At 68.6% G+C, this 21,331-nt stretch carries 18 protein-coding genes; 8 read left to right on the top strand and 10 right to left on the bottom strand.

Annotation, left to right across the window (positions count from 1 at the left end; translation table 11 throughout):
- Positions 1-15: 15 nt before the first annotated feature.
- Complete coding sequence (locus A5771_RS03045) at positions 16-912, bottom strand: LLM class flavin-dependent oxidoreductase (protein WP_064853760.1); 897 nt, start codon at positions 910-912, stop codon at positions 16-18.
- Between the two features lie 46 nt (positions 913-958).
- On the opposite strand from A5771_RS03045, the gene A5771_RS03040 reads away from it, so the two are divergent.
- Positions 959-1,348 carry a VOC family protein gene (locus A5771_RS03040; RefSeq protein WP_064853728.1) on the top strand — a complete coding sequence of 130 codons (390 nt, stop codon included), beginning with the start codon at positions 959-961 and terminating at the stop codon, positions 1,346-1,348.
- 59 nt (positions 1,349-1,407) lie between these two features.
- On the opposite strand, the gene A5771_RS03035 is transcribed toward A5771_RS03040, so the two are convergent.
- The 5 genes from A5771_RS03035 to A5771_RS03015 form a co-directional block, all read right to left on the bottom strand.
- Positions 1,408-1,881 carry an Rrf2 family transcriptional regulator gene (locus A5771_RS03035; protein ID WP_064853759.1) on the bottom strand — a complete coding sequence of 158 codons (474 nt, stop codon included), beginning with the start codon at positions 1,879-1,881 and terminating at the stop codon, positions 1,408-1,410.
- Between the two features lie 83 nt (positions 1,882-1,964).
- Complete coding sequence (locus A5771_RS03030; protein ID WP_064853727.1) at positions 1,965-2,693, bottom strand: 3'(2'),5'-bisphosphate nucleotidase CysQ; 729 nt, start codon at positions 2,691-2,693, stop codon at positions 1,965-1,967.
- The gene (gene cysC, locus A5771_RS03025) at positions 2,690-4,543 is read right to left on the bottom strand and encodes an adenylyl-sulfate kinase (protein ID WP_064853726.1); all 1,854 of its coding nucleotides are present in this window, start codon (positions 4,541-4,543) and stop codon (positions 2,690-2,692) included. Before cysC ends, A5771_RS03030 begins: the two co-directional genes overlap by 4 nt.
- Positions 4,543-5,472, bottom strand: coding sequence for a sulfate adenylyltransferase subunit CysD (gene cysD / locus A5771_RS03020; protein ID WP_064853725.1), 930 nt, complete (start codon positions 5,470-5,472; stop codon positions 4,543-4,545). The genes cysC and cysD overlap by 1 nt, the downstream gene beginning before the upstream one ends.
- A 203-nt stretch (positions 5,473-5,675) precedes the next feature.
- Positions 5,676-6,167: a beta-class carbonic anhydrase gene (locus tag A5771_RS03015; RefSeq protein ID WP_064853724.1), complete on the bottom strand. Its 492-nt coding sequence runs from the start codon at positions 6,165-6,167 to the stop codon at positions 5,676-5,678.
- Between the two features lie 175 nt (positions 6,168-6,342).
- Between A5771_RS03015 and A5771_RS03010 the strand changes: the two genes are divergently transcribed.
- From A5771_RS03010 to A5771_RS02995, 4 genes are all read left to right on the top strand, one after another.
- Positions 6,343-7,320 carry an ABC transporter permease gene (locus A5771_RS03010; RefSeq protein ID WP_064853723.1) on the top strand — a complete coding sequence of 326 codons (978 nt, stop codon included), beginning with the start codon at positions 6,343-6,345 and terminating at the stop codon, positions 7,318-7,320.
- A complete protein-coding gene (locus A5771_RS03005) occupies positions 7,317-8,198 on the top strand; it encodes an ABC transporter permease (RefSeq protein WP_064853722.1) in 882 nt (293 codons plus the stop codon). Before A5771_RS03010 ends, A5771_RS03005 begins: the two co-directional genes overlap by 4 nt.
- Positions 8,195-10,024 (top strand): dipeptide ABC transporter ATP-binding protein, encoded by a 1,830-nt coding sequence (locus A5771_RS03000; protein ID WP_064853721.1) that lies wholly within the window; start codon positions 8,195-8,197, stop codon positions 10,022-10,024. Before A5771_RS03005 ends, A5771_RS03000 begins: the two co-directional genes overlap by 4 nt.
- An 80-nt stretch (positions 10,025-10,104) precedes the next feature.
- Positions 10,105-11,745 (top strand): ABC transporter family substrate-binding protein, encoded by a 1,641-nt coding sequence (locus tag A5771_RS02995; RefSeq protein WP_064853720.1) that lies wholly within the window; start codon positions 10,105-10,107, stop codon positions 11,743-11,745.
- A 7-nt stretch (positions 11,746-11,752) separates the two neighbouring features.
- On the opposite strand, the gene A5771_RS02990 is transcribed toward A5771_RS02995, so the two are convergent.
- Positions 11,753-14,368: an AAA family ATPase gene (locus A5771_RS02990; protein ID WP_064853719.1), complete on the bottom strand. Its 2,616-nt coding sequence runs from the start codon at positions 14,366-14,368 to the stop codon at positions 11,753-11,755.
- A complete protein-coding gene (locus A5771_RS02985; protein ID WP_064853718.1) occupies positions 14,365-15,510 on the bottom strand; it encodes a metallophosphoesterase family protein in 1,146 nt (381 codons plus the stop codon). The genes A5771_RS02990 and A5771_RS02985 overlap by 4 nt, the downstream gene beginning before the upstream one ends.
- 334 nt (positions 15,511-15,844) lie before the next feature.
- Here A5771_RS02985 and A5771_RS02980 point away from each other — a divergent pair, with 334 nt between their 5' ends.
- Positions 15,845-16,351: a SixA phosphatase family protein gene (locus A5771_RS02980; RefSeq protein WP_064853717.1), complete on the top strand. Its 507-nt coding sequence runs from the start codon at positions 15,845-15,847 to the stop codon at positions 16,349-16,351.
- Positions 16,352-16,364: 13 nt separating this feature from the next.
- Here the strand turns inward: A5771_RS02980 and A5771_RS02975 are convergent, their stop codons facing one another.
- On the bottom strand, positions 16,365-16,907 hold the full coding sequence (locus A5771_RS02975; RefSeq protein WP_064853716.1) for a DUF3558 domain-containing protein: 543 nt from the start codon (positions 16,905-16,907) through the stop codon (positions 16,365-16,367).
- Positions 16,904-17,401 carry a DUF3558 domain-containing protein gene (locus A5771_RS02970; protein WP_064853758.1) on the bottom strand — a complete coding sequence of 166 codons (498 nt, stop codon included), beginning with the start codon at positions 17,399-17,401 and terminating at the stop codon, positions 16,904-16,906. Before A5771_RS02970 ends, A5771_RS02975 begins: the two co-directional genes overlap by 4 nt.
- Positions 17,402-17,574: 173 nt before the next feature.
- Here A5771_RS02970 and A5771_RS02965 point away from each other — a divergent pair, with 173 nt between their 5' ends.
- On the top strand, positions 17,575-19,320 hold the full coding sequence (locus A5771_RS02965; RefSeq protein WP_207545377.1) for an ABC transporter ATP-binding protein: 1,746 nt from the start codon (positions 17,575-17,577) through the stop codon (positions 19,318-19,320).
- 53 nt (positions 19,321-19,373) lie between these two features.
- Entirely contained in the window at positions 19,374-21,203 is a 1,830-nt protein-coding gene (locus A5771_RS02960; protein WP_234782923.1) for an ABC transporter ATP-binding protein, read from the top strand.
- Positions 21,204-21,331 lie beyond the last annotated feature (128 nt).

The raw sequence follows: 21,331 nt of genomic DNA, 5'->3' as shown, positions 1-21,331 counted from the left end.
GGCGATAGCTGGGCTTCAGCGGCGAAACTCGGCGACCACCTCCGCGGCGCGCCGCAGCTGGTCACGGTCGGAACTCGTTGGAATCAGGTGGATCTCGTCGGCACCCACCGCCTGGAAGCTGCGCAGCACCTCAAGGAGTTCGTCCTCGCTGCCGGCCCAGCCGGTGGTCGGGGCCATCGCCTCGACGTACTCGGCGGGAATCCAGTTCATGTAGCGCAGCAGATGCTCGCGCACCTGGTTGCGCGCGGCGTCGCGCTCACCCAGCGCGAACCAGAACGACGTCGCCAGATAGGGCTCGGCCTTGCCGGCCTGCCGCCAGGCCTGCCGGGCGACGTCGAACAACTCGTTCTGCTTGGCTACGTCGAGGTCCATCGTGATGCCGGCCAGGCCTTCGGCCCACGTCGCCGCACTGCGCAGGGTTTTCGGGCCGATGGTGCCGACCACCAGTGGCGGCCCGCCGGGTTGGGTCGGCGGCGGCCCGACCGGCAGCACCGACTCGGTGAGCTTCTCCCCCGCCCAGACCCGCTTCATGATCGCGATCCGCTCGGCCATCTCCCGCATCGTCTGCGACGCCGGATCAGCGCCCACGGCGCAGTAGTCCTCATGGCGGCCCCCCACCCCGATGCCGACGGTCAGCCGCCCGCCGCTGAGCAGGTCCGCGGTAACCAGCGCCTTGGCCAGCATGACCGGATCGTGCAGTTGGGGGACGATGACCGTCGTCACCAGCCGCACCCGCTCGGTCCACGCCGACAACGCGCCCAACAGCGTCAGGCTGTCGGGGTTGGTGAAGGCGATCCGCTCGCCCCAGCTCAGCGACGAGAACGGCCCCTCGTCTACCGCGCGCGCCCAATCCCGCAGCAGCGTTGCATCCAGATCCGGCTCCATCACCGGCATCGTCATTCCGACCTGCATGTCGGCGATTGTGGCATGAGCGCCGAGCGCGGCCGACACTTGGGGAATGAGTATTTCCTTCAATCACACGATCGTCGCCGCCCGCGACAAACAGGCCTCCGCGGCGTTTCTGGCGGAGCTGTTCGGCCTGCCTGATCCGCAGCCGTTCGGCCCTTTCATGGTCGTCGGGCTCGACCACGACGCCAGCCTCGATTACGCCGACGTGCCGCCTACCGAGGAGATCCGGCCCCAGCACTACGCGTTCTTGGTGTCCGAGGAGGACTTCGACGCCATCTACGGCAAGATCTCCGCGCGCGGCATCCAGCATTGGGCCGACCCGCGCGCCGAACGCCCCGGCGAGATCAACCACCGCGACGGCGGCCGCGGCGTGTATTTCCGCGATCCCGACGGTCATGCCATGGAGATCCTCACCCGGCCCTACGGCTCGGGTTCCTAACACTCAGCCCCGGCGGTTAGCGAGGCTCGACGAAGGAGAGCCGAAGCTGGACCACCGAATCAGCTGCCGTGGCCGCGCTGGCGTTCCTGGGTGCGGTAGTCGGTGGCAAACTCGGCGACATGCGCGGGCAATTCACCGGAGGCCACGTCGGCCAGGCTGGTCTGCTCGAGCACCGACCGCATGCTGGCCCGCAACGCCCGCCACACGTCGGTCAGCGCGGCAGTCGGGCCCGCATAGGGCAGATCACCCAGGCCGATGTCACGGACGCTGGCCAGCGGGCCGTCGATGCTGCGCAGCACGTCGGCGACGCTGATCTCGGTGGCCGCGCGGGCCAGTTCGTAGCCGCCGTCACGGCCGCGCTGGCTGCGCACCAGCCGGTCGGTGCGCAGATCCGACAGGATGTCGACCAGGAACTGCGCCGGGATGCCCTGAGCAGCGGCAATGTCGTCGGTCTTGACCAAGGTGCCCGGCTCGGCGGTGGCGAGTTGGACCATCGCCCGCACCGCGTACTCCGCCTTGGCCGACATCCGCATCATGGCGATTCTGCCATCTGCGCCCGGCGACGATGCAGACCGAAGCGATGAGGAGAAGGCGGGCGGTCGATTTTCCGGCGCCCTCAGCCGATCGCGGCGAGCACTGCTTGGGCGTATTCGGGGCGGCAGACCACCAGGTCGGGCAGCAGCGGATCGGGCCGGTTGTAGGCCAGCGGCGAGCCGTCGATGCGCGAGGTGTGCAGGCCGGCGGCCCGGGCGACGGCCACCGGCGCGGCCGAGTCCCACTCGTACTGCCCGCCGGCGTGGACGTAGACATCAGCGGCGCCCTGCACGACGGCGGCGACCTTGACCCCTGCCGAGCCCATCGGCACCAGGACACCGTCGAGGCGCTCACGCACGGTTTCGGCGATCGCCGGCGGGCGGCTGCGCGACACCGCGATCCGAGGCTGGCCGGTATACGCGGAGGGAGCGGTGACGGTCGGAGTGGCCAGGGTGATGCCGCGCGCGGGCATTGCCACCGCCCCGGCGGCCAACTCTCCGGCCTGCCACAGCGCGACGTGCACAGCCCAGTCGTCACGGTCCAGCTCGGAGAATTCCCGGGTGCCGTCCAGGGGGTCGACGATCCACACCCGCTCGGTGTTGAGCCGGACGGGGTTGTCCGCGCCCTCCTCCGACAGCACCGCGTCGTCGGGGCGTTCGGCGGCCAGCGCCGTCATCAAATAATCGTGAGAGCGCTTGTCTCCGGCGGCTTTCCGCTCGGCTGGTGGGGCATCGGCCAGTTCCTCGCGGACTGCCAGCAGCAGCCGGCCCGCGTCGGCGGCGAGCTGGGCGGCCAGCTGGTGGTCGTTCACTTGCGGCCGTCGATCGCGGCGATGACCTGGCGGGCCTGCTCGTCGACGCTGTTCTGCGAGCTCAACCGCACGTCGGGGTTGCGCGGGCGCTGATACGGGCTGTCGATGCCAGTGAAGTGGGTGATCAGCCCCGCTCGCGCTTTCGCGTACAGCCCCTTGGGGTCGCGCTGCTCGCACTCTTCGAGCGGGGTATCGCAGAACACTTCGATGAAATCGAAACCGGCGTCGGTGTGCACCTGACGGGCCAGCTGGCGGTGTTCGATCAGCGGACTGATCGCCGGCACCAGCACGATCTGCCCGGAATCGGCCAGCAGGGTCGCCACGTGCGCCAGCCGTCGCAGGTTCTCGGCGCGGTCGGCCATCGAGAAGCCGAGGTCGGCGTTGAGCCCGTGCCGCAGGTTGTCGCCGTCGAGAACGTAGGCGGGCGTTCCCCTTTCGAGCAGCAGCTGCTCGACGCGCATGGCGACCGACGACTTACCGGCGCCGGACAGCCCGGTCAACCACACCGTGCGGCCCTTCGACAACCGGTCGGCCGCGGTGACCAGCGAGTCGTGGCGCACCGTGTTGGGGCTGGCGGCACGGCCCGACACGTCACGCAGCACCATGCCGGCCGCCACCGTTCCATTGGTGACCTGGTCGATGAGGATGAACGATCCGGTGGCGTCGTTGTGGCTGAATTCGTCCAGCATCAGCGGAACTTGGGCGCGCAACGAGACACGACCGAGTTCGTTGAGCTGCAACGCGTTCGCTTCCTTGTCCCGGTGCAGGGTGTTGACGTCGAGGCGGTAGTCCAGCGCCATCACCTTCACCCGGGTGGTGCGGGTGGTGTGCTTGATGATGTAGTCGTTGCCCGGCTGCAACGTCGCGCCGTCGGCCATCCAGCACACCGTGGCGTCGAAGTCCTGGGCGATGCGCGGCTGGTTGTTGGTGCGGGCGATCATGTCGCCGCGGGAGATGTCGATGTCGTCGGTGAGGCTGACCGAGACCGCCATCGGCGGAAACGCTTCGGCCACCGCGCCATTGGGGCCCTCGATCGCCGCGACGCGGGTCGGTTTGCCCGACGGCAGCACCACCACGTCGTCACCGGGACGCAGCACACCGCTGGCTACCGTGCCGGCGTAGCTGCGGTGATCGGCGTGTTCATGGGTCTGAGGGCGGATCACGTACTGCACCGGGAAGCGCACGTCGACCAGGTTGCGGTCACCGGCGATGTAGACGTCCTCCAGGTGCGACAGCAGTGCCGGGCCGTCGTAGTAGGGAGTCTTGTCGGACTTGGTCACCACGTTGTCGCCGAGCAGGGCTGAGATCGGGATGGTCGTCACGTCGTGCACGTCCAGGCGGGTGGCGAACGAGTGGAAGTCGTCGCGGATCGCCTCGAATCGTTCGGCGTCCCAGTCGATCAGGTCCATCTTGTTCACGGCGAGCACGATGTGCCGGATTCCCAGCAGCGACGCCAGGAAGGTGTGCCGGCGAGACTGCTCCTGCAAACCGTGGCGCGCGTCGACCAGCACGATCGCCAGCTGGGCGGTCGAGGCACCGGTGACCATGTTGCGGGTGTACTGGATGTGCCCGGGTGTGTCGGCGATGATGAATTTCCGCTTGGGCGTGGCGAAGTAGCGGTAGGCGACGTCGATGGTGATGCCCTGCTCGCGCTCGGCGCGCAAGCCGTCGGTGACCAGCGCCAGGTCGGTGTAGTCGTGACCGCGCTCGCGCGAGGTGCGCTCGACCGAGGCCAGCTGGTCCTCCATCACGGCCTTGGAGTCGAATAGCAGCCGCCCGATCAGGGTGGACTTGCCGTCGTCGACCGAGCCGGCCGTCGCGATACGAAGCAGCGTGGTTGCCGCGCTCATCAGAAATACCCCTGCCTCTTGCGGTCTTCCATGCCGGCTTCGGAGATCCGGTCGTCGGCGCGGGTGGCCCCGCGCTCGGTCAGCCGCGACACCGCGGTCTCGGCGATCACCGCCTCCACGGTGTCCGCCGTCGACTCCACGCACCCGGTGCAGGTGACGTCGCCGACGGTACGGAAGCGCACCGAGGTCTCGAACACCTCTTCACCGTCGACGGGCCGCAGGAATTCGTGGTCGGCCAGCAGCATCCCGTCGCGCTGGAACACCTTGCGCTGATGCGCGAAATAGATTGACGGCAGGGTGATTTCCTCGGCGCCGATGTAGGACCAGATGTCGAACTCGGTCCAGTTCGACAGCGGGAAGACCCGGATGTGCTCGCCGGCGCGGTGCCTGCCGTTGTAGAGGTTCCACAGCTCGGGACGTTGCGCCTTGGGGTCCCACTGGCCGAACTCGTCGCGGAAGCTGAACACCCGCTCCTTGGCGCGGGCCTTCTCCTCGTCGCGGCGGGCACCGCCGAACGCCGCGTCGAACTTGTTCTCCCGGATGGCCCGCAGCAAGGTGACGGTCTGCAGCGGGTTGCGCGATGGCCCGTCGTCAATCACCCGTCCGGCGTCGATATCGTCCTGCACGCTGGCGACCACCAGTCGCACGCCGGTCCGCTCGACCAACTCGTCGCGGGCGGCGATGACCTCGTCGAAGTTGTGGCCGGTGTCGACGTGCATCACCGGGAACGGCAACCGGCCCGGCGCGAACGCCTTGACCGCCAGGTGCAGCATGACGATGGAGTCCTTGCCGCCGGAGAACAGCAGCACCGGCCGCTCGAACTCCGCGGCCACCTCCCGGATGATGTGGATGGCCTCGGCCTCCAGCGTGCGCAGATGCGTCAGCTGATAGTGGCCGGCCGTGGTTGGCGCGGTGACGTTGCTGGTCATGAGTCCTCGGCTGCTTCCCGATAATCTTGGTGAGACTTACCAGATTTATTGGTTATAGGCGGTTATGTAACCAGCCCGGCCAGCCGGCTGTCAACGTGATCTGGGCCCTCCCCGCGGGATTCTTCCCCGACGAGGGTGCGCACCTGTACGCAATTCGACGGCGTGTCGCGTACCGACACGCACCCTCGCGAAACCAGGCGGGGCTAGACGGTGATTTCGTCGAGCTTGCCGGTGGCGACGTCGAAGACGAACCCGCGCAGCGACGTGGTCTGGGTAATGAACGGGCTGGCCTTGACCCTGCGCAACGACTGCTTGACGTCTTCGGCCGGGTCGGGGAATGCCTCGGCCGCCCAGCCGGGCCGGATGCCGGTCTCCTCCAGAATGGAGCGCTTGAACTCGTCGTCGGTGAAGGTGAGCATCCCGCAGTCGGTGTGGTGAATCAGGATGATCTCGCGGGTGCCCAACAGACGCTGGCTGATCGCCAGCGACCGGATCGCGTCGTCGGAGATGACGCCGCCGGCGTTGCGGATCGCGTGCGCTTCGCCTTCATTGATACCCAGCACGCGATACACGTCCAGCCGGGCGTCCATGCAGGCGACGATCGCGACGTGTTTGCTCGGCGGCATGGGCAGCGGACCCTTGAAGGTCTTCGCATACTCCGCGTTGTTGGCCAGGTAGTCGTCGGTAACGGTCACAGGGTTTCTCCATCTGTCGCAGTCCGCATGCCGAGCCTAATAAAAGTCCCCCGGGAATCCACGGATAAAAATCATTGGAATCAAAGCGTTGTGCGCAGCGGCTCCCCCGGCTCACCCAGACGACAGCGCCCACCCTCTACCCTGTGCTGATGCCGCACGTCTGGGAGGCCGCGCCGTGATGCGGTTCCTGGCCGGCCGGGCGCTGAACTACCTGGTGCTGCTGGGCCTCGCATCGTTCCTGACGTTCTGCCTGACCTCGCTGGCGTTCGCCCCGCTGGACAGCCTGATGCAGCGCAACCCGCGCCCGCCGCAGGCCGTCATCGACGCCAAGGCCGCGGAACTGGGCCTGGACAAGCCCATTCCGCTGCGCTACGCCCACTGGGCCTCACACGCCGTCCGCGGCGATTTCGGCGTCACGGTCACCGGCCAGCCGGTCTCGGGGGAATTGGGCCGGCGCATCGGGGTCAGCCTGCGCCTGCTGGTCGTCGGCTCCCTGGCCGGCACCGTCATCGGGGTGGTGGCCGGCGCCTGGGGAGCGGTGCGCCAGTATCGGTTCTCCGACCGGGTCATCACCATGGCGGCACTGCTGGTGCTGTCGGTGCCTACCTTCGTGCTGGCCAACCTGGTGATTTTGAGCGCGCTGCGGGTGAACTGGGCGCTGGGGGCGCAGCTGTTCGACTACACCGGGGAGACGTCGCCCGGGCTGGTCACCGGCTTCTGGCCGGGGCTGGCCGATCGGCTGCAGCACCTGGTGTTGCCGTCGCTGACGCTGGCGCTGGGCGCCGCGGCCGGCTTCAGCCGCTACCAGCGCAACGCGATGCTCGACGTACTGGGCCAGGACTTCATCCGCACCGCCCGCGCCAAGGGCCTGACCCGGCGACGCGCCCTGTTCAAACACGGGCTGCGTACCGCGTTGATCCCGATGGCCACCCTGTTCGCCTACGGGGTGGCCGGGCTGGTCACCGGGGCGGTGTTCGTGGAGAAGATCTTCGGCTGGCACGGCATGGGCGAATGGGTGGTGCAGGGGGTGGCGACCCAGGACACCAACATCGTCGCGGCGATCACGGTGTTCTCCGGTGCGGTGGTGCTGGCCGCCGGGCTGCTCTCCGACGTCATCTACGCGCTGCTCGATCCCCGGGTGCGGGTGTCATGACCACCGAGATCGAGTTCGCCTCCCGGCGCACCCTGGTGCTGCGCCGCTTTCTGCGCAGCCGCACCGCGGTGGGCGCGCTGGCGCTGCTGGCAGTGATGTTCGTCGGTTGCTACGCGCTGCCCCAGCTGCTGCCCTACTCCTACACCGACCTGGACTACGACGCACTGCTGGTCCCGCCGGGCGCCCGGCATTGGTTGGGCACCAACGCCCTCGGCCAGGACCTGCTGGCCCAAATCCTGCGCGGCATGCAGAAGTCGATGCTGATCGGCGTGTGCGTGGCGCTGATCTCCACGGTGATCGCCGCGACGGTGGGGGCGATCTCGGGATACTTCGGCGGGTGGCGTGACCGGATGCTGATGTGGTTGGTGGATCTGCTGCTGGTGGTGCCGGCGTTCATTCTGATCGCGATCATCACCCCGCGTACCAAGAACAGCGGCAACATCGCGCTGCTGGTGCTGCTACTGGCCGGGTTCAGCTGGATGATTAGCGCCCGCATGGTGCGCGGGCTGACGATGAGCCTGCGGGAACGTGAATTCATCCGCGCCGCGCGGTATATGGGCGTCTCCAGCCGGCGCATCATCATCGACCACATCGTGCCGAACGTGGCGTCGATCCTGATCATCGACACCGCACTCAACGTCGCGGTGGCGATCCTGGCCGAAACCGGTTTGAGCTACCTGGGTTTCGGCATTCAGCCACCGGATGTCTCGCTGGGCACCTTGATCGCCGACGGCACCGCCTCGGCGATCACCTTCCCGTGGGTCTTCCTGTTCCCGGCCGGGGTGCTGATCACGATCCTGGTCTGCGCCAACCTCGCCGGCGACGGCCTGCGCGACGCCCTGGACCCCGACGCCGCGAGTCTGCGGAGCCGCGGATGAGTGCCCTGCTGGAAGTGACCGACCTGGCCGTGACGTTCGGCGCCGGTGCGGATGCGGTGCGGGCGGTGCGCGGCATCAGCTATCGGGTCGACCCGGGCGAAGTGGTGGCGATGGTCGGCGAATCCGGCTCCGGCAAATCCGCGGCGGCCATGGCGGTCATGGGCCTGCTGCCCGAGCATGCCCGGGTGTCCGGGTCGGTGCGCCTTTCTGGCACCGAACTGATCGGCCTGGGCGACACCGCGATGTCGAAGGTCCGCGGTGCCTCCATCGGAATGGTGTTCCAGGACCCGATGTCGGCGCTCACGCCGGTCTACACCGTCGGGGATCAGATCGCCGAGGCCATCGAGGTGCACAATCCCCAGATCGGGCGGGCCGCGGCCCGGCGCCGAGCCGTGGAACTGCTGGAGCTGGTAGGGATCTCCCGGCCGCAGGAGCGGGCGCGGGCGTTCCCGCACGAGCTTTCCGGCGGGGAACGCCAGCGGGTGGTGATCGCGATCGCCATCTCGTGCGACCCCGACCTCCTGATTTGCGACGAGCCCACCACCGCACTGGACGTCACCGTGCAGGCCCAGATCCTCGAGGTGCTCAAGACCGCGCGCGACGTGACCGGCGCTGGGGTGCTGATCATCACCCACGACCTCGGGGTGGTCGCCGAGTTCGCCGACCGGGCACTGGTGATGTACGCCGGGCGGGTGGTGGAAGCCGCGCCGGTCGAGGCCCTTTACCGACGACGCAAAATGCCTTACACGGTGGGGCTTTTGGGGTCGGTGCCGCGGCTGGACGCTGCGCAGGGCACCCGGCTGGTGCCGATCCCGGGGGCGCCGCCGTCGCTGGCCGGAATCGAGCCCGGCTGCCCCTTTGCCCCGCGCTGCCCGCTGGTCACCGATGAGTGCCGGGCACAGGAGCCGGAGCTGCTGATCGTCGGGCCGGAGCAGTCCGCCGCTTGCATTCACACCGATCAGGTGGGCGGGCGCAGCGCGGCCGACATCTATCGCGTCCCCACCGCCGTCGCGGTATCCCAGCCCGGTGACTCCCCCACCGTGGTGCGGGTGTGTGACCTGGTCAAGACCTACCCGCTGACCAAGGGCGTGTTTCGCCGCAGTGTGGGCGAGGTCCGCGCGGTCTCTGGCGTGAATATCGAGTTGCAACAGGGCCGCACGCTGGCGATCGTCGGCGAGTCCGGCTCGGGCAAATCCACCACGTTGCACCAGATTCTGGAACTGACTGCGCCGCAGTCGGGGTCGATCGAGGTGCTCGGCACCGACGTCGCGACCCTCAAGCGCGGCGGCCGCCGGGCTCTGCGTCGCGACCTGCAGGTGGTGTTCCAGGATCCGGTGGCCTCCCTGGACCCGCGCCTGCCAGTTTTCGACGTACTGGCCGAACCGTTGCGCGCCAACGGCTCCGACAAGGCGTCCACGCATCTGCGAGTGGCCGAGCTTTTGGAGCTGGTCGGGCTGCGGCGCGGCGACGCGGCCCGGTACCCCTCGGAGTTCTCCGGCGGACAGAAGCAGCGGATCGGCATCGCCCGCGCACTGGCGCTGCAACCGAAGATCCTCGCGCTCGATGAGCCGGTGTCGGCGCTGGATGTGTCGATTCAAGCCGGAATCATCAACCTGCTGCTGGATTTACAGGAGCAGTTCGGCCTGTCGTATCTGTTCGTGTCGCATGATCTGTCGGTGGTCAAGCATCTGGCGCACACCGTGGCGGTGATGCTCGCCGGGGAGGTTGTGGAACAGGGCGAGGCGGATCAGGTTTTCGGTGACCCGCAACACGACTACACGCGTCGGTTGCTGGCCGCCGTCCCGCACCCGGAGCCGGTCCCATGACCACAACCACGTTGACTCTGCGCTCACCACGAAGTTTTGCGAGAAGAGCGCCTGGTGGACGCAGAGTCAACGGGTTGGCGATGCTGGCGACGCTGGTGCTGGCGCTGAGCGGCTGCGCCGCCGTGGACATCACCGCCCCGGAGGGCGTCTCCGCGGTGGGCAGCGCCAGCGACATCAACCCGCAGGACCCGGCCACCCTGCGCGACGGCGGCAACCTGCGGCTGTCGATGAACCAGTTCCCGCCGAACTTCAACCCGCTGCACATCGACGGCAACCTCGCCGAGAACGCCGCCATGCTCAAGGCCACCATGCCGCGGGCCTTCATCATCGGCCCCGACGGCTCGGCGGCGGTGGACACCGACTACTTCACCAGCGTCGAGTTGACCGGCACCAACCCGCAGGTCGTCACCTACACCATCAACCCGAAGGCGACCTGGTCCGACGGCACCCCACTGTCGTGGCACGACATCGCCAGCCAGATCCATGCCACCAGCGGCGCCGACGGCGGGTTCGCGATCGCGTCCACCAACGGCGCCGAGCGGGTCGCCTCGGTGACCAGAGGCGTCGACGACCGGCAGGCCGTGGTCCGCTTCGCCAAGCCCTACGCCGAATGGCGGGGCATGTTCGCCGGCAACTCGATGCTGCTGCCGCACAGCATGACCGCCGACCCGGACACTTTCAACAAGGCGCAGCTGCGGCGGCCGGGACCCTCGGCCGGGCCGTTCATGCTCTCGACACTGGATCGCACCAGCCAGCGAATCACCTTGACCCGCAACCCCCACTGGTGGGGCAAGCCGCCGAAACTGGACACCATCACCTACCTGGTGCTCGATGAGTCCGCCCGGATGCCGGCGTTGCAGAACCACACCATCGACGCCACCGGGGTGGCCACCCTGGATCAGCTGACGATCGCGCGGCGCACCGAGGGCATCGCGATCCGCCGGGCGCCGACCCCGGCCTGGAATCACTTCACCTTCAACGGCGCGCCGGGGGCGATCCTGTCCGACAAGGCGCTGCGGCTGGCGGTGATGCGCGGCATCGACCGGACCACGATCGCGAAGGTGACCCAGCGCGGGCTGACCGCCGACCCGGTGCCGCTGAACAATCACATCTACGTCGCCGGCCAGGAGGGCTACCAGGACAACAGCAAAGTGGTGGCCTACGACCCGGAGCGCGCCACACGTGAACTCGACGCGCTGGGTTGGAAACTGCACGGGAAGTTCCGGGAGAAGGATGGCCAGCCGCTGGTGATCCGGCACCTGTTCTACGACGCGTCGAGCACCCGGCAGTTCGCCCAGGTGGCCCAGCACAATCTGGCTCAGATCGGGGTGAAGCTGCAGCTGGATTCGAAGGCCGGTGGTGGTTTCTTCACCGATTACGTCAACGTCGGCGACTTCGACATCGCCCAGTTCAGTTGGGTCGGTGACGCTTTTCCGCTGGCGGGGTTGAACCAGATCTCCGCGTCCTACGGGGAGGCCAACTTCGGCAAGATCGGCAGCCCGGAGATCGACGCCAAAATCGAGGAGACGCTGCAGGCGCTGGACCCGGCGTTGGCCCGCGCGCGGGCCAACGAGGTCGACGCGCTGCTGTGGGCCGAGGGGTTCAGCCTGCCGCTGATCCAGACCACCGGCAATGTGGCGGTGCGCAGTTCCCTGGCGAACTTCGGGGCGCCGGGCTTGGCCGATCTGGACTACACCGCTATAGGTTTCATGAAGCAGTGATGACCGCTCAGGCACTCAAGTCGATACGGTGCGCGTCCTTGACGCTGCCGTAGCGGTCGGGGCTGCAAGTCAACACGATCACCTGGCCCTGGGCGCCGACTGCGTCGAACACCGCGCCCATCTTCTCCAGCCGATCCGGGTCGGTGAAGCCGAGCGCGTCGTCGATCACCACCGGGACGCTGTCCTCCTTGGCCACCAGCGCGGCCCCAGCCAGGCGGGTCAGAATGCCGAGCTGTTCTTTGGCCCCGCCCGACAGCGACTCATACGGCACGGTGCGGCCGTCGAGGGTGCGGGCGCAGATCTTCAGGTCGGTGTCGATGTCGACTTCGAAGTCGGCACCGAACACCTTTGCGCCGAGTCGCTGGATCTCGGCACGGAACGGTTCGACGTAGCGGCGGCGGGTGTCATCGCGATGGCGGTTCATCGTGGATCGCAACAGCTGCACTGCGCGGGCCCGCTGCCCGATCCGATCGTGTTCGGCCGCAGCGTGTTCGCGCTTGGTCTGCGCGGCGTCGAGCTGGCCGCGCCGACCTTGGGCGCCGAACACCGACAGTTCGACATCGACCTCGTGTTGCGCGCGGGCGGTCTCGACGTGGGCGGTGCGCAGCGTCTGCGCCGCCGCCTGCGCCTCGGCGAGTTCGGTGTCGACCGCATCGGGGGCGGCGGCACCGAGCTGCTCCGATAACTCCGTGACTCGCTGCTGGGCGGTGGCTACGGCGTGCCGAGTGGATTCGGCGGCGGCCGCTAGGTTTTGGTCGCTGACCGATGCCCGGTCGGCGGTGAGGCGCTGCGTGACGGTATCGAGCTCGGCGCGCTGCGTAGCGAGGTTGTTCTGTAGCAGGGTCACGCGCGTCGACGCCTCGGTGCGCCGGGTGGTCGCGTCCAGGGCGGCTTGGCGCCGGGTCTCGCAGTCGGTGTCGGCCTGCGTGCGCAGCGCCTCGGCGGCGTCACGTTCGGCACGGGCGTCGTCGGGCGTGATCCCGGTGACCGCCTCGTCGTGGTCGCTGCGCAGCGCTGCCAGTTGAGCACGCAGTGCCGGTATTTCGTCATCGCCGCGCAACGCCGTCAGGGCGGCGGACAACTGGTCGCGGGTGCCCTGCAGTTCGCGGCGCCGCTGGTCGGCCCGCCGTGCCTGCGCCAGGTCAGTTACGCCGGCTGCCGCCAGCGCGTCGGCCAGCTCACCTTGCGCTGCGGTGTGTGTCGCAGCGGCTTCACGGGCGCTGTCCCCCGGCCTGACCCGTACGGTCAACAGACCGGGTACGTCTATTGCGGTGCCGTCGCTGACGGTCGCCGACCAGCTCTGGCCGGCCGGCAGCGCGGTGTGCTCTCCGGCGATCACCAGGTCGACGTCGGCGGCGGCGGTGACCTCCAGCGTCGCCGAGATCGCGGCCAAGGAGGCCTGTGCCCGGTCGAGCGCTGCTGCCGCGTCCTCGATCCGGCGCAGCACCGGCTCGGTCACGACGATGCCGGCCAGTTCAGCGACCACCTGCGCGAGGTCGCGTTCGGCCGCGTCGATCCGGTCGATTCGGGCGGCCAACCGGTCGGCCGTGTCCCGAGCGGCGAGCTGGTCGACGACCCGGCGAGTGGTCTCGACGTGTCGGGTGGCGGCGGCCAGGACCGCTGCGGCTTGGGCCACCGCGGCCTCGGCGGCCTCGGCGGCGGCGTCCGCGCCAGCCTGCGCGTGAACAGCCTCGGCGACTTCGGCGTCCAGGGCGGTAACCGCCAGCGTGCGGGATTCGAGTTCGGCGCAGAGCCGCTCCCGCTCGGTGTGGGCGGACTGCGCCGCGGCGCCGGTGGCCTCAGCGGCCGTGGCCACCAGCTGGGCGTCGCGCAGTTGGTCGCGCAGCGTGTTGATCCTGGCACTGGCGGCCTGGGCGGCGCTGTGCCGGGTGTCGGCGGCGGCCTGCTCTGCGGCCAGCCGGGCGAGTTCCTGGGTCAGCTCGGCGTGCCGGAGCACTCGGTCGTCGACCTCGGCCAGCAGTGCGGTGCATCGCGCCACCTCGGCGTCGGCGTCGGCCAGCGCGGCCATGGCGGCGGCCCACTCCCCGGTCGGGCGTCCGGTCGGGGTGAAGTAGCGCGCGTATTCGGCGTCGATGCGTTCGATGAGCACCGGTTCGGTTCCGCTGAGGGTGGCGGTGTCACCGGCGGCGACGTCCAGCGCCCGGGACAGCGCGTCGCATCCGGAAAGGTCCACTGCCGCGGTCGATGCCGCCTGCAGTACCCGTTGCGCCTGCCACAGTCCGGTGTCCATCGTCTCGGCCAGCATGGCGCGGACCCGCTCGTGCGCTTCGTCGCCGGTGAGCTGCTCGCGGCGCGGAGTCTGGACGGTCAGGGTCGTCTGGGGCGATTTATGAAAACGCTTGTGGTAGACGAAACGGTAAGGACCGGTGCTGATTTCAGCCGTGACCTCGGCACCGACGTCGGCGTGGGTGGGCTTGACCTCTTTGACGCCCTTCTTGGCGGAGCGGTCCTTGGACTCCAGCAGCAGATCCAGCGCCTCGATCATCGAGGACTTGCCGATCTCGTTGGCGCCGCACACCACGACCACGCCGTGATTGGGAAAGTCGATCTCGCGGTGGGCCACGCCGCGATAGTTGGTCAGGACCAGCCGGTGCAGTCTCATGCCGCACCCCGGTCGACGAGCCGCAGCAGTAGCGCCAGCGCGGCGTTCGCGTCGCCGGAGGTGCCGGTGTCCTCGCTGCGTGCCGCGGCGACCAGTTCCTCGACCGCGTCGGCGGCGAAACCACCGATGCCGAGGCCGGTGAACTCACCGTCGGCAGGGACCACCACCAGGTCGGTGTGGCGTTTCCAGGTGCCCACCCAGGCGAAGAGCCGCGAATATCGGTCCAGGCAGGCATCGAGTGCGGCCCGGTCGGTGACGCTCAGTGCGCCGGTCAGCGCCAGCCGGACCACCGTGCGTCCCTTGTCGGGCAACTGGTCGAGGTTGATGTCCAGATCGGTGACGTCACGGCCGGTGTCGAGCTGGCGGTGCAGCGTCAGGAACCGCCACCTGCCGATGCGGCGGGAGTCGACGGTGACAGCGCCGTCGGTTTCGTCGACATCGACCAGCAGGACATGGCCGGGATCGGGTTCGATGTCGTCGAAGTTGGTGACCTCCGGCGAGCCCGAATACCAGATGCGGCCCGTAGTGCCCACTTCGGTGCGGGAATGCTTGTCCCCCAACGCGACATACTGGATCGCGCCGCGACCCAGTGCGTCTTCGAGGGCTGCGAGCCGGATCAGCGCCGGGTTACCCGGGTTGGGGTCCAGCACGTCGACGCCGCCGTGGGCGACCAGAATCCGGGTGGCGCCGTCCGCGGGCAGGCCATCGAGCACAGCGCTCGCCAGGTCGGTGGTGGGCCGCTTCGACCGCCAGGGGGCGGCGACGATGTCCAGGCCGGGGCGCACCGGATGCACGCCGGCGGTGTCGAGGACGACGACGTTGTCGGGGCGCTCGGCGGTGAACAAGGTGCTGGTGTAGACCGATGCGGCGTCCAGCGGGTCATGGTTTCCGGGTAGTAGATACACCGGAATCCCGATGGTGCGCATGGCTTCCAGGGACTGGCTGATGACTTCCGGGGCGAGCTGGTTGTCCTCGAACACGTCGCCGGCGACGACGACGAACTCCGCGCCCGTCTCGGCCGCGAGCGCACCGAGGCCGGCCACCGCGTCGCGCCGGGCCGCCGAATAGCGGGGCTGAGCATCACCGGCGAGGCGGTGCCGAATCATGCCGAGCTGCCAGTCGGCGGTGTGCACGAATCGCATGTCCCTCGTCCTTCCACCCGGCCGTGAGCCGAGGCAACGCGAGTGTATGGCCGCCCACCGACAAGTCCGCGGACCTCGCTCGGCAGGTCCGGACGGCCGGGTGATCGCGTGCTCTCATGCGTCACATCAGCCACATCGGCACCGCGAGGGGAAGGGTGACATGAGTTCAAAACGGATGTCACATGCGCTATCACACCGGTCTTGGCCGGCGGCTGCTATCGCCAGCGCTATCCGATCCGGAAAGATCTATACCCCGCCGTTGCGCGGCGGATGCGGCGCATGTTCTACACGTGGCAGCGGGACGCGTTCCCGGACGGGGCCTAGCCTTGGCTGCATGAGCGATGAACACCGGACCCTGATCCTGCTGCGGCATGCGAAATCCGACTACCCGCCCAGGGCCGTTGATCACAGCAGACCGCTGGCGCCGCGCGGTATTCGGGAGGCAGCGCTGGCCGGCGACTGGCTGCGCGCCAACGTGCCCGCCATCGACGAAGTGCTCTGCTCAACGGCAACCCGGACCCGGGAAACCCTGGAGCGCACCGGAATTCAATCGCCGACGCGCTTCCGTGACGAACTCTACGATGCTGCCCCGGGTAGTGTCATCGCCGTGATCAACGACGTCGACGACGCGATCCGCACCCTGCTGGTGATCGGGCACGAACCGGCGATGTCGAGCGTCGCACTCGGCTTGGCCGGCGCACCGGGGACCGACGCCGCTGTCGCCCAACAGATTTCCGAGAAGTTTCCCACGTCGAGCATCGCGGTGCTGCACGTCAGCGGCAGCTGGGCGGCGGTGGAGCTAGGTTCAGCGCGGTTGGTCGAGTTCCACGTGCCGCGCTAGCGCGGCCCGGCAGCTACGAGTTCGTCGCGAGCGTCAGCTCCATCAGCTTGATCGCCTGCTCGCACGCGTCGATCCCCGGCGCCTGCGGATTCACCCACCAGCCGACCACGCCGGCGGCGTCGCTGGCCACCCCGCACGAGCCGTTCGGGTCCCCGGGGCGCATCACGATCGACGGCACGCCCACGATGGTCTTGTTCTCGATCTGATACTTCAGGAACTCGGCGATTTTGCGCTCGTTGTCCAGGCTGCCCTGCTCGAACCAGAACCGGGTGATGTCGATCAGCCCGGCCGGGTTGGCCGCCTGCCAGCGGCAGATCGCGCCGACGAACGTGCTCTGGATGTCCAGCGGGTCCGCCCCCACCGTCTTGGCCAAGATGTCGGTGGTCAGCACCTCGCACTCCTTGAGCAGATTGGGGTACTGCCGCTCGGAGTTGTTGTTGCGCTGGGTGTCGCCGGAGCCCGCCTTGACCGCGGTGCCGCCCACCTCGCGGGAACAGCCCGTCGGAGCGATCAGCAGCCCGAGCACCGCGAGCGCGGCCAGAATCCGGCGGCTCATTTGGCGTTCGCAATCGACTGGCGGGTCAGCTCTTTGGCGACGTCGCAGGGATCCGGGAACGGCTTCTGGGCGAAACTCACCGACCACTCGATGAAGTCGTCCTTGAACTGGATGCCGATCTCACACAGGTTGTCGCCCATGGTCGGGGCGGTGCCGATCGCGATGAAACCGCTGTGGCCGTCGATGTTGATGTCCTCGACCGACGTGCGCGACACCTCCTCGGTCTTGCGTTCGCGCCCGATCGGGCTGCCGCGGTACCAGGAGAAGGAGAAGTGCGGGCCCATGATCCCGCCGCGGGCCAGCCACTGGCAGCCCACCGAGTTCTGCGCGGTGTTGATCAGCCCGGACACCCGGGTCAGATTGGTGACGGTCTCGTCGCTGATGCCCCCGCACTGCGGGAATGACGGCCCGTGACTGCTCTGGTCGGAGCTGGTCGCCGAGGACTCGCCGGACTGGGCTTCGGTCGAGCCGGAGTCAGAACACCCGGCGAGCATCGGAATCACGGTAGCGACCGCCAGGGCCGGGACCGTCAGTTTGAGCCGCACACGATGCACTGTAGCGGCACCACCGCCGGGCAACCACGACACACCGGGTGACCAGTTGGTTTGTGTCGCCCCAGCACTGTCACCACCGCATGCAGCCCGCACGGATGTGCGACAGTAACCCCATGCTCCTGGCGCTGCTGCGCTGCTACATCAGGCCGTACCGGTGGCCGGTCGCGGCGGTGATGACCCTGCAGCTGATCAGCACCCTGGCCTCCTTGTACCTGCCGACCGTCAACGCCTCGATCATCGACGACGGCGTCATCCGCGGCGACACCGCCGTCATCACCCGGCTGGGCGGGGTGATGCTCGGCGTCACTGTCCTGCAGGTGCTGTGCGCGGTCGCGGCGGTCTACTACGGCGCGCGCACCGGAACGGGCTTCGGCCGCGACCTGCGCCGGGCGGTGTTCAGCCGGGTGATCGGGTTCTCCGAGCGGGAGACCACCCGGTTCGGCACGCCGACGCTGCTGACCCGCACCACCAACGACGTCCGCCAGATCCAGCTGGTGGTGCAGCTGGGCGCCACCGTGCTGGTCGCCGCGCCGATCATGAGCATCGGCGGGCTGCTGATGGCGCTGCACCAGGACGTCGGCCTGTCCTGGCTGTTGGCGGTGGCCGTTCCGGTACTGGCGGGGGCCAACTACGCGATCGTGGTGCGGATGTTGCCGCTGTTCCGCCGCATGCAGATGCTGATCGACAACATCAACCGGGTGCTGCGCGATCAGCTCACCGGCATCCGGGTCATCCGTGCGTTCGCCCGCGAACCCGTCGAACGCGATCGGTTCGCTCGCGCCAACCTGGCGCTGTCGGAGACCTCGATGACCGTCGGCAACCTGCAGGCGCTGATGCTGCCCGCGACCACACTGACCATCAACGCCTCCAGCGTCGCGCTGATCTGGTTCGGCGGACTGCGCATTGACGCCGGGCAGATGCAGGTCGGTTCGCTGATCGCATTCCTGTCCTATTTCATGCAGATCCTGATGGCGGTGTTGATGGCCACCATGGTCGTGGCGATTCTGCCGCGCGCCTCGGTGTGTGCCGAGCGGATCACCGAGGTGCTGTCCACCGAGCCGACGCTGAGCACGCCGGTGCAGCCGGTGACACCTGCGGCCATCACGGGCGAGGTCCGACTGGCCGGGGTCGGCTTCGCCTATCCCGGCGCCGACCGGGCGGTGCTACACGAGGTGTCGCTGACGGCGCGGCCCGGCACCACCACCGCGGTGGTCGGCTCCACCGGATCGGGCAAATCCACCCTGGTGTCGCTGATCTGCCGGCTGCGCGACGTCACCGACGGTGCGGTGCTCGTCGACGGCGTCGACGTGCGCGACCGCGACCCCGAAGAGCTGTGGTCGGGTATCGGGCTGGTGCCGCAGCGCGGCTACCTGTTCTCCGGGACCGTCGCCGACAACCTGCGCTACGGCGCCCCAGCCGGCGCCCAGGTCAGCGACGAGCAAATGTGGGAGGCGTTGCGGGTGGCCGCCGCCGATGATTTCGTGGCGGCGCACCCCCAGGGATTGGCGATGCCGGTGGCCCAGGGCGGGATCAACTTGTCCGGCGGACAGCGGCAGCGACTGGCGATCGCCCGGGCGGTGATCCGGCGACCGTCGATCTATCTGTTCGACGACGCGTTCTCCGCGCTGGACACCCACACCGATGCTGCCGTGCGCGCCGCGCTGCGCGAGGTGGCCGGGCAGGCCACGGTGATCATTGTGGCGCAGCGAATCTCGACAGTGGTGCAGGCCGATCAGGTGATCGTGATCGACGACGGGCGGGTGGTCGGCACGGGAACCCACCAGCAGCTGCTGGCCGAGTGCCCCACCTACGCCGAGTTCGCCGAATCCCAGTCGGTGCTGGCCGGTGAACTGCCGTGAGCGCGCCGGCGACCGATCCCGCCGCGCGGGCCGCTGATTTCTCGGCCACCGCAATGCGTCTGGTGCGGCGGCTGGGCCCGCAGCGCCGGTGGATCGCCGCGGTGATCACGCTGTCGCTGGGCGGCATCGCGATCGGAGTGGCCGGCCCGCGGATCCTCGGTCACGCCACCGATCTGGTGTTCAACGGGGTGATCGGCCGCGGCCTGACGTCGGGCATGAGCAAGCAGCAAGCCGTCGAGGCCGCCCGTGCCGCCGGCCGGGGCACCTACGCCGACATGCTGTCCGGGATGGATGTGGTGCCCGGCGCCGGCGTCGACTTCGGCGCGGTCGCGCGCACGCTGACCCTGGCGATGGGACTGTATCTCGTTGCGGCGCTGATGGTCTGGACCCAGGCGCGGCTGCTCAACGTGATCCTGCAGCGCACGCTGCGGACGCTGCGCCGCGACGTCGAGGACAAAATGCATCGGCTTCCGCTGCGCTACTTCGATACTCAGCGCCGCGGTGAGCTGCTGAGCCGGGTCACCAACGACGTCGACAACACCGCGACGTCGGTATCGATGACGGTCAGCCAACTGTTCAGCTCGGTGCTGACCGTGGTGGTGGTACTGACGATGATGCTGTCGATCTCGCCGCTGCTGGCGGCGATCACGCTGCTCGGCGTGCCGGTGTCACTGCTGGCGGTGCGGGCGATCACCCGGCGCTCGCAGCGGCTGTTCGCCGCGCAGTGGGCGGCCACCGGGCGGCTCAACGCCCACCTGGAGGAGACCTACAGCGGCTTCACCCTGGTCCGCACGTTCGGCCACCGGGACTGGGCGCAGCAGCGTTTCGACGAGTGCAACGACGAGCTGTACCGGGTCGGGTTCGGCGCTCAGTTTCTCTCCGGGCTGGTGGCGCCGGCGACGGGGCTGATCGCCAACCTGGGCTATGTCGCGGTCGCGGTGATCGGCGGCTTTCAGGTGGCCACCGGGCAGATCACTCTGGGCAGCATCCAGGCGTTCATCGCCTACGTCCGGCAGTTCAACCAGCCGCTGGGCAACCTCGCCGGGATGTACAACACCCTGCAATCCGGGGCGGCCAGCGCCGAGCGGGTGTTCGCATTCCTCGACGAGCCCGAGGAGCCGCCGTCGCCGGCGGTTCCACTGCCGCTCAACGGTTCCGGGCCGAGCGGGCGAGTGGAATTCCGCGACGTCAGCTTCGGCTACCGGCCCGGGATTCCGGTGATCGAAGACCTGTCGCTGATCGTCGAACCGGGCAGCACGGTGGCGATCGTCGGGCCAACCGGAGCGGGCAAGACGACCTTGGTCAACCTGCTGATGCGGTTCTATGACGTGGACGGTGGCCAGATCCTGATCGACGGTGTCGACATCACCACGGTCGACCGCTCGGCACTGCGGTCCTCGATCGGGATGGTGCTGCAAGACACCTGGCTGTTCACCGGGACGATCGCCGACAACATCCGCTACGGACGCCCCGACGCCGGCGAAGATGACGTGCTGCGGGCCGCCCGCGCCGCGCACGTCGACCGCTTCGCCGAGGCGCTGCCGAGCGGTTACGCCACCCGGGTCAGCGACGACGCGGCCGGGATCAGCGCCGGAGAGAAGCAGCTGATCACCATCGCCCGGGCGTTCCTGGCCCGCCCGCAACTGCTCATCCTCGACGAGGCGACCAGTTCAGTGGACACCCGTACCGAACTGTTGATCCAGCGGGCGACGCGCGAACTACGCCGGGACCGCACCAGTTTCATCATCGCCCACCGGCTTTCGACGATCCGCGACGCGGATCTGATCCTGGTGATGCAAGCCGGCCGGATCGTGGAACAGGGCACCCACACCGAGCTGCTGGCCCGCCGCGGGGCGTACTGGGCGCTGGCCGAGGGCAATTGATCTTGCGATCCTCGGGTTAGGGATCTTCGTCGTCGTCGCGGTCGGCGAGCAGTTTTTCGGGGTGGTGGTAGTGGTTGGTGCGGGGTTGGCCGTGGTCGTGGTGGGGTGGGGGCAGGGTTTCGGTGGTG

Source organism: Mycolicibacter sinensis, from assembly GCF_001667375.1.
Classification (GTDB): domain Bacteria; phylum Actinomycetota; class Actinomycetes; order Mycobacteriales; family Mycobacteriaceae; genus Mycobacterium; species Mycobacterium sinense_A.
Note: the sequence above shows the minus strand (reverse complement) of the source record. Positions and strands in the feature narration are given on the sequence as shown.

Bases quoted from the DNA above. Each gene is read 5' to 3' on its own strand.
- cysC (WP_064853726.1), bottom strand. From the start codon at position 4,543: ATGAGCGCGGCAACCACGCTGCTTCGTATCGCGACGGCCGGCTCGGTC.
- cysD (WP_064853725.1), bottom strand. From the start codon at position 5,472: ATGACCAGCAACGTCACCGCGCCAACCACGGCCGGCCACTATCAGCTG.
- A5771_RS03005 (WP_064853722.1), top strand. From the start codon at position 7,317: ATGACCACCGAGATCGAGTTCGCCTCCCGGCGCACCCTGGTGCTGCGC.
- A5771_RS02975 (WP_064853716.1), bottom strand. From the start codon at position 16,907: ATGAGCCGCCGGATTCTGGCCGCGCTCGCGGTGCTCGGGCTGCTGATC.
- A5771_RS02980 (WP_064853717.1), top strand. From the start codon at position 15,845: ATGAGCGATGAACACCGGACCCTGATCCTGCTGCGGCATGCGAAATCC.
- A5771_RS02995 (WP_064853720.1), top strand. From the start codon at position 10,105: ATGCTGGCGACGCTGGTGCTGGCGCTGAGCGGCTGCGCCGCCGTGGAC.
- A5771_RS02985 (WP_064853718.1), bottom strand. From the start codon at position 15,510: ATGCGATTCGTGCACACCGCCGACTGGCAGCTCGGCATGATTCGGCAC.
- A5771_RS02965 (WP_207545377.1), top strand. From the start codon at position 17,575: ATGCTCCTGGCGCTGCTGCGCTGCTACATCAGGCCGTACCGGTGGCCG.
- A5771_RS03035 (WP_064853759.1), bottom strand. From the start codon at position 1,881: ATGCGGATGTCGGCCAAGGCGGAGTACGCGGTGCGGGCGATGGTCCAA.
- A5771_RS02990 (WP_064853719.1), bottom strand. From the start codon at position 14,368: ATGAGACTGCACCGGCTGGTCCTGACCAACTATCGCGGCGTGGCCCAC.
- A5771_RS03045 (WP_064853760.1), bottom strand. From the start codon at position 912: ATGCAGGTCGGAATGACGATGCCGGTGATGGAGCCGGATCTGGATGCA.
- A5771_RS03040 (WP_064853728.1), top strand. From the start codon at position 959: ATGAGTATTTCCTTCAATCACACGATCGTCGCCGCCCGCGACAAACAG.
- A5771_RS03000 (WP_064853721.1), top strand. From the start codon at position 8,195: ATGAGTGCCCTGCTGGAAGTGACCGACCTGGCCGTGACGTTCGGCGCC.
- A5771_RS02960 (WP_234782923.1), top strand. From the start codon at position 19,374: ATGCGTCTGGTGCGGCGGCTGGGCCCGCAGCGCCGGTGGATCGCCGCG.
- A5771_RS02970 (WP_064853758.1), bottom strand. From the start codon at position 17,401: ATGCTCGCCGGGTGTTCTGACTCCGGCTCGACCGAAGCCCAGTCCGGC.